Source organism: Paracoccus panacisoli, assembly GCF_042435015.1.
Lineage (GTDB): Bacteria > Pseudomonadota > Alphaproteobacteria > Rhodobacterales > Rhodobacteraceae > Paracoccus > Paracoccus panacisoli.
In genome coordinates this window covers 90,068-97,415 of record NZ_JBHMQU010000011.1, presented here as the reverse complement: position 1 = coordinate 97,415, position 7,348 = coordinate 90,068, and the positions used below count along the sequence as shown (strand labels likewise).

Annotated in this window: 8 protein-coding genes; 6 read left to right on the top strand and 2 right to left on the bottom strand. The window is 70.2% G+C overall.

Features of this window, described 5'->3' with window-relative positions; all coding sequences use genetic code 11:
• The coding region (locus tag ACFHYO_RS03105) for a TonB C-terminal domain-containing protein (RefSeq protein ID WP_394318302.1) at nt 1–403 on the top strand (403 nt) is incomplete at its 5' end.
• 90 nt (nt 404–493) lie between these two features.
• Here the strand turns inward: ACFHYO_RS03105 and glyA are convergent.
• Nucleotides 494–1,777 carry a serine hydroxymethyltransferase gene (glyA, locus tag ACFHYO_RS03100; protein ID WP_394318300.1) on the bottom strand — a complete coding sequence of 428 codons (1,284 nt, stop codon included), beginning with the start codon at nt 1,775–1,777 and terminating at the stop codon, nt 494–496.
• A gap of 193 nt (nt 1,778–1,970) precedes the next feature.
• On the opposite strand from glyA, the gene ACFHYO_RS03095 reads away from it, so the two are divergent.
• Nucleotides 1,971–2,723 carry an NAD kinase gene (locus ACFHYO_RS03095; RefSeq protein ID WP_036710484.1) on the top strand — a complete coding sequence of 251 codons (753 nt, stop codon included), beginning with the start codon at nt 1,971–1,973 and terminating at the stop codon, nt 2,721–2,723.
• Nucleotides 2,724–2,735: 12 nt separating this feature from the next.
• Complete coding sequence (locus ACFHYO_RS03090) at nt 2,736–2,924, top strand: hypothetical protein (protein ID WP_394318297.1); 189 nt, start codon at nt 2,736–2,738, stop codon at nt 2,922–2,924.
• Nucleotides 2,925–3,092: 168 nt separating this feature from the next.
• Here ACFHYO_RS03090 and ACFHYO_RS03085 read toward each other — a convergent pair whose 3' ends face one another.
• The gene (locus ACFHYO_RS03085) at nt 3,093–4,541 is read right to left on the bottom strand and encodes a Hint domain-containing protein (RefSeq protein WP_394318295.1); all 1,449 of its coding nucleotides are present in this window, start codon (nt 4,539–4,541) and stop codon (nt 3,093–3,095) included.
• A gap of 289 nt (nt 4,542–4,830) precedes the next feature.
• Here ACFHYO_RS03085 and ACFHYO_RS03080 point away from each other — a divergent pair, with 289 nt between their 5' ends.
• From ACFHYO_RS03080 to ACFHYO_RS03070, 3 genes are read left to right on the top strand one after another with little or no spacing between them, the layout of a single operon-like run.
• Complete coding sequence (locus tag ACFHYO_RS03080; RefSeq protein WP_036710487.1) at nt 4,831–6,429, top strand: peptide chain release factor 3; 1,599 nt, start codon at nt 4,831–4,833, stop codon at nt 6,427–6,429.
• Nucleotides 6,430–6,461: 32 nt separating this feature from the next.
• The gene (locus ACFHYO_RS03075) at nt 6,462–6,806 is read left to right on the top strand and encodes an EamA family transporter (RefSeq protein ID WP_394318293.1); all 345 of its coding nucleotides are present in this window, start codon (nt 6,462–6,464) and stop codon (nt 6,804–6,806) included.
• Between the two features lie 18 nt (nt 6,807–6,824).
• A complete protein-coding gene (locus ACFHYO_RS03070; RefSeq protein ID WP_394318291.1) occupies nt 6,825–7,346 on the top strand; it encodes an EamA family transporter in 522 nt (173 codons plus the stop codon).
• Nucleotides 7,347–7,348 lie beyond the last annotated feature (2 nt).

Below are 7,348 nucleotides of genomic sequence, written 5' to 3'. Positions count from 1 at the left end.
CCCCGCCGCCGAGGCGGCGCGGTCGCCGCAGGCAGCCGCGGGCGCAACGGGGCAACGGACCGGGGCCGCGGGGCAGGGGCAGGAGGGACAGGGGCAGCAGGCGCAGGGGACCGGCCGCGCGTCGGCAGGCGCCATGCAGTCCTGGCAGCGCACGGCGGGCGACAAGGTGCGGCGTCACATGGCCCGGACGCCCGCCACGGGCGCGCGGGGCACGGTCAGCGCCGAGGTGGTGGTGACGGTGGACCCCTCCGGCGCGACGCGCGCGCGGCTCAGCCGCGGCTCGGGCGATCCGGGCGTCGATGCGGCGCTGGGGCGGCAGGCGGCGCGGATGCCCCGCCTCGGCGCGCCCCCGGACGGCCGCCCGTTTCAGGCGACCCTGCCGGTCACCATTCGGATGCGCTGAGGGCCGCAGCTTAGAGCTGCGGCCCTCCGTTTCTGTCTGGCCCAAATACCCGGCCGAGGGCGCCGCTGGCGCCGCGCCAGCGCCGCCCGCTCACATCCCTTCGTAAAGCGGGAAGCGGCGGCAGAGCGCCTCGACCTCGGCGCGGACCTTGGACTCGGTCTCGGCGTTGCCGTCCTCGCCGTGGGCGGCGAGCCCGTCGACGACCTCGACGATCCAGCGGGCGATCTGGCGGAACTCCTCCTCCTTGAACCCGCGGGTCGTTCCCGCCGGGGCGCCGAGGCGGATGCCCGAGGTGACGAAGGGCTTTTCCGGGTCGAACGGCACGCCGTTCTTGTTGCAGGTGATGTGGGCGCGCCCCAGCGCGGCCTCGGTCGCCTTGCCGGTCACGCCCTTGGGCCGCAGGTCGGCGAGGCACAGGTGGTTGTCGGTGCCGCCCGACACGATGTCGATGCCGCCCTTCATCAGCTCGTCGGCCATCGCCTGCGCGTTCTTCACGACCTGCGCGGCGTAGTCCTTGAAGGACGGGTCCAGCGCCTCCTTGAAGGCCACGGCCTTGGCGGCGATGACGTGCATCAGCGGGCCGCCCTGCAGGCCGGGGAACACGGCCGAGTTGATCTTCTTGGCGATCTCGGCGTCGTTCGTGAGGATCATGCCGCCCCGCGGACCGCGCAGCGACTTGTGGGTGGTGGTGGTCACGACATGGGCGTGGGGCAGGGGCGAGGGATGCGCGCCGCCCGCGACCAGACCGGCGATATGGGCCATGTCCACCATCAGGTAGGCCCCGACCTCGTCGGCGATCTTGCGGAACTCAGCCCAGTCCCAGACGCGGCTGTAGGCGGTGCCGCCGGCCACGATCAGCTTCGGCTTCGACTCGACGGCCTTGCGGCGGATCTCCTCCATGTCGAGCCGCTGGTCCTGCTGGCGCACGCCGTAGCTGACCACGTTGAACCACTTGCCGCTCATGTTCACCGGCGAGCCGTGCGTCAGGTGCCCGCCCGAGTTGAGGTCGAGGCCCATGAACGTGTCGCCCGGCTGCAGCAGCGCCAGGAACACCGCCTGGTTCATCTGGCTGCCCGAGTTCGGCTGGACGTTGGCGAATTCGCAGCCGAAGAGCTGCTTGGCACGCTCGATCGCCAGCGTTTCGGCGATGTCGACGTACTGGCAGCCGCCGTAGTAGCGCTTGCCCGGGTAGCCCTCGGCATATTTGTTCGTCAGCACCGACCCCTGCGCCTCGAGCACGGCCCTCGAGACGATGTTCTCGGAGGCGATCAGCTCGATCTCGTCGCGCTGGCGGCCGAGTTCCTGGCGGATCGCCTCGGCGATCTCGGGGTCACGGTCGGCGAGGACTTCGGTGAAAAAGGCGCTGTCGGTCATCGGGGCTCTCCGCGGGCGAGGTGTGCGATGGGTGTTAGCCGCTTTGCGCGGGGCTTGCCAGAACGCAGGCGACATCGCGGTGGCAGATTCGCGTCGCAGCCCGGGCGGCCGCCGGCCCCGAGGGCCCGGACGCGGCGACACCGGGGGCGGCCGGGCCTTGCCATCGGGGGGCGGGGGTGCAAGCTCTGGGCCCATGACCGCGATCCATTTCACCGCCAGCGATACCGACATCGCGCTGTCCGCCCTGGGCCGGCTGATGGACCGCTACGGGCAGGCCCCGGTGGCGCGGGCCGACGTCGTGGTGGCGCTGGGCGGCGACGGGCAGATGCTGTCGGTGCTGCGCCAGAACCTCGGGCGGCCGGTCTACGGGATGAACCGGGGCACCGTCGGCTTCCTGATGAACGACTATGCCGAGGACAACCTGCCCGCCCGCATCGCCGGGGCGGAAGTGACCGTCATCAACCCGCTGTCGATGGTCGCGGGCGCGCCCGACGGGGCCGAGCACCGGGCGCTCGCCATCAACGAGGTGAGCCTGCTGCGCGCCGGCCCGCAGGCGGCCAAGCTGCAGATCAGCGTCGACGGAAGGGTGCGGATGGAGGAGCTGGTCGCGGACGGCGCGCTGCTCTCGACCCCCGCGGGCTCGACCGCCTACAACTATTCGGCCGGCGGGCCGATCCTGCCGCTCGGCTCGGACGTGCTGGCGCTGACCGCCATCGCCCCATTCCGCCCGCGCCGCTGGCGGGGGGCGATCCTGCCCAAGTCGGGGGTGGTGCGCTTCGACGTGCTCGACCCGCGCAAGCGCCCGGTGATGGCCGACGCCGACTCGCGCCAGGTCGAGCGGGTGCTGTGGGTCGAAATCCGGTCCGAGCCGCGCATCGCCCACCGCATCCTGTTCGACAAGGGCCACGGGATGGAGGAACGGCTGATGCGCGAGCAGTTCGTCTGATCCGTGAAGGGCGTGTGGGGATTCGTCCTCGGCGTCCTGTCGATGCTGTCCGATCTGGTCCGGGGGCGGCTGCCGCGCGAGCCCTACGGCGTGGCGGTGCTGGTGATCCTCGGGCTGGCGGGGGGCTTGGCGCTGGTGATGACGCTTGGTCCGCTGGTGGACGGCTGGCTGACCCGGTGGATCGCCCGAGCAGTCCCCTGAACGTCCTCCGAGCCGCCCGTGCAGGCAGGCGGGCCGCGTGACCGCCGAGCCCCCGCATCCTCAAGCTCGCCTTGGTCGCGGCGATTCCGGTGGTGCGGCTGCCCCGCGCCTCGCGGATTCAGGCGCCACACGCCACAACCGCCGACCGACGACCCGCGGCGGGTGGCCTCAGCTCACCAGGGGCTTGGCATTCTGCCCGTGGCGCACCGCCAGCTTCCGGCCCAACCGGCCCGAGGCGAGCGTCCGCGCCGCGGCGGGCTGGTAGTCGCGGTCCGCGAGTTCGGGGAACAGCGTCAGGATCTCGGCCAGCGCGGCCGGGCCGACCGATCTCAGCGCCTCGGGTCCGGTGAACAGGCTCTCGGTTTCGGCCCCATTCGAGATCACCACCTCGTGCCGGTCGAACAGCAGGTGGTAATAGACGACCGCCGCCAGATCATGGGCGATGTCGATCCCGTCGATCTGGCAGAGCTGCTTGGCGGCGACCAGAACCTCGTCGGTCCCGAACATCTTCTGCGCGATCTTCGAGCGGACGAGCACCCGGTGCTGCGGGCTGACCAGCAGATCGGCGGCCGGAACCCCGTGCCCGAGGGCACCGGCGCGGATGCGGATCGGGCGCAGCTTCTCGTTCCCGGCGAGCTCTTGGGCCGAGAGGCTGCGCGACCCGATCCAGCGGATTGGTTGCAGCCCGTTGTCGCGGGTCACGACGAGGTCGCCTTCGGCCAGTGCCTCGACGGCGACCGCGCCGCGGTCCGTCTCGATCATCGTGCCGGCGGCGAAGCAATAGGGGGCCGCAACTATGAAATCGATGTTCTCGTAGGTGATGCCGCCGTAGGCGAACGTCTCGTTCGGCCCGCCGTAGAACTGCCTCAAGGCTGGGTCGTAGCTGAACTTGGCATCCTTCAGTGCGCCGGTCAGGTCGCCCAGCCCGCCGGGGCTGGCGGTGATGATCAACGTGTCGTCGTTGGGCAGTCTGATGCCCATGTCGACCGCGAAGTCGCCCGTCGACGCGCCGACCGTGTCGCTTCCCGGCCCGGTGAAGATGGGATTGGCTGCGACGACGCCCTCGCCCAGGAATACCCGGTCGTTGCCGGACCCGGTGATGATCGCGTTGGACGCGCCATTCAGCGTGACGTTGTCGCCGATGAGCACGTAATTGTCGCCGTTGCCCATGTTGATGGTGCCAACCGACGATCCGTCGCCCACGGTCAGGCTGTCGTTGTCGCCGGAATCGTTGCCGCCCGTCACGTTGCCGATCGACGAATTGCTGCCCACGGTGATGTCGCTGCCGTCAGTCCCGCTGGCCGAGATGTTGACGCTGCGCGCGTCGGTGTCGTCGGGCACCTGGATCTGCAGCGACAGGTCCTCGCGCGCCAACCACACTTGTGTGGTCACGTTGTAAGCGCCGTGCCGGCCCTGCTCGAGCGACACCACGGGATCGGCCTCGGACTGCGCGTACCCGCGTTCGGGACGAAAGTTGACGCTGCTGGACAGCGTGTTCGACAGGATCACCTCGTCGCCGTTGCGCAGCCAGATGTCACCTGGCGCGTGCAGGGTGAAGCCTGTCGGCACGGGGCCGGTGTAGGTGGACGGATTGTTGACGATGTAAAGCTTGGCCATGATGTCTTCCTCATCGGGCCGACCCGCATGATGGTCGGCGGACTGGAGAGGCACCGATTTCCCGGGAAAATAAGCCTTTGATGGGCAGGACGACGTCCGGCCCACGCTGAGAACAAAGGTTGGCGCTCAACCGGATGTATAGCAAATCTGGCCCCTCGCGACAACCGCGGGGCGAGTATTCCGGCCACCGGGCCTTCGGACGCACCCGTCTGCGCCGAGGATGCCGTCGCGGGGCGCCGTCGCGGACGGGGCCGTTGCCGCGCGGTCCGGGCTCGGCTAAAGCCGCCCCATGCTGGACAACCGCCCCCAACTGCCGCCCGAAATCGCCCGCCGCCGGACCTTTGCGATCATCTCGCATCCCGACGCCGGCAAGACCACGCTGACCGAAAAGTTCCTGCTGTTCGGCGGCGCCATCCAGATGGCGGGACAGGTCCGCGCCAAGGGCGAGGCGCGGCGCACGCGCTCGGACTACATGAAGATGGAGCAGGAACGCGGCATCTCGGTTTCGGCCTCGGCGATGAGCTTCGATTTCGGGGCCTACCGCTTCAACCTCGTGGACACGCCCGGCCACTCGGACTTCTCCGAGGACACCTATCGCACCCTGACCGCGGTCGATGCCGCGATCATGGTGATCGACGGCGCCAAGGGGGTGGAAAGCCAGACCCGCAAGCTCTTCGAGGTCTGCCGGCTGCGCGACCTGCCGATCCTGACCTTCTGCAACAAGATGGACCGCGAGAGCCGCGACACCTTCGAGATCATCGACGAGATCCAAGAGAATCTCGCCATCGACGTGGCGCCGGCCAGCTGGCCGATCGGCATGGGGCGCGACTTTCTGGGCTGCTACGACCTGCTGCACGACCGGCTCGAGCTGATGGACCGCGCCGACCGCAACCGGGTGGCCGAGACGGTGCAGATCGCGGGGCTCGACGACCCGAAGCTCGCCGAGCACATCCCGGCGGGCCAGCTCGCGCAGTTGCGCGAGGAAATCGAGATGGCGCGCGAGCTTCTGCCCGCCTTCGACCGCAAGGCGTTCCTTGAAGGGCACATGACCCCGATCTGGTTCGGCAGCGCGATCAACAGCTTCGGCGTGCGCGAGCTGATGACCGGGATCGGTGAGTTCGGCCCCGAACCGCAGCCCCAGACCGCCGCCGAGCGCCAGATCGCCCCGGAGGAGACGCCGGTCACCGGCTTCGTCTTCAAGGTGCAGGCCAACATGGACCCCAAGCACCGCGACCGGGTGGCCTTCGTCCGCCTCGCCTCGGGGCATTTCGAGCGCGGGATGAAGCTGCTGCACGTCCGCTCGAAGAAGCCGATGGCGGTGTCGAACCCGGTGCTGTTCCTCGCCGCCGACCGCGAGCTGGCCGAGGAGGCCTGGGCCGGCGACATCATCGGCATCCCGAACCACGGCCAGCTGCGCATCGGCGATGCGCTGACCGAGGGCGAGGGGCTGCGCTTCACCGGCATCCCGTCCTTCGCGCCGGAGCTGTTGCAGACCGTGCGGGCGGGCGACCCGATGAAGGCCAAGCACCTGGAAAAGGCGCTGATGCAGTTCGCCGAAGAGGGCGCGGCCAAGGTGTTCAAGCCGATGATCGGCTCGGGCTTCATCGTCGGTGTCGTGGGCGCCCTGCAGTTCGAGGTGCTGGCCAGCCGGATCGAGCAAGAATACGGCCTGCCGGTGCGCTTCGAGCCGTCGCAGTTCACCTCGGCCCGCTGGGTGTCGGGTGAGCGTGAGGCGGTGGACCGCTTCGCCGCGACCAACAAGCAGCACATGGCGACCGACCACGACGGCGACACGGTCTATCTCACGCGCCTGCAATGGGACATCGACCGCGTGGTGCGCGACCACCCCGAGCTGAAGCTGACGGCGACTAAGGAGATGATGGTCTAGCCCTCATCCCGCCGCGCGACCGGGAGCGCCCGATGCCCATCCATGAACTCGCCGCGCTCGGGGCCGCGATCTGCTGGGCGGTGACGGGGCTTTTGTCGGCGGGGCCGGTTCGGGCGCTCGGGCCCTTCGGCTTCAATCTGATCCGGCAGGGGATCGTCACCGGCGTCCTGCTGGCGCTGGTGCTGGCGACAGGTCGCTGGCGCGGGATCGACGCAGCCCTGCTGCCGCCGATGCTGTGGTCGGGGCTGATCGGCATCTTCGGCGGCGACACGCTGCTGTTCTTCGCCCTGCGCCGGCTCGGGCCGCGCCGCACCGGGGCGCTGTTTGCGATGAACGCCCCGATCGCCGCGGTGCTGGGCTGGATGGTCTTGGGCTAGACGCTCTCGGCGCAGGGCGTGGCGGGCGTCGCGCTCTGCTCGGTCGGGGTGGCGATCTGCGTGCTCGGCCGCGGCGGGGCGAGCGACTTCGAGGCGGTGCGCGGCCGGGTCGGCACCGGCGTGGCGCTGGGGCTGCTCGCGGCCTTCGGCCAGGCGGCGGGGTCGATGATCGCGCGGCCGGCGATGGCGGCGGGGATGGACCCGTTCGCCGGCTCGCTGATCCGGGTCGCGGCGGCGGTCGCCTGTCTCGCGGCGCTGATGGCGATGCGCCTGCCGGTGGCGCGGATCGAGGCGCGGCCGGGGCCGCGGATGACGGCGCAGATCGCGGCCTCGGGCGTGATCGCCATGGTGATCGGGATGACGCTGCTGCTGTTCGCGCTGCAGGGCGGCAAGGTCGGGATCGTCTCGACGCTGTCGGCGCTGTCGCCGGTGATGATCCTGCCGATCCTCTGGGCCGTGACCGGCGAGCGGCCGAGCGCGGCAAGCTGGTCCGGCGCGCTGATCGCGGTCGCCGGGATGGGGCTGATCTTCCTGCGCTGACG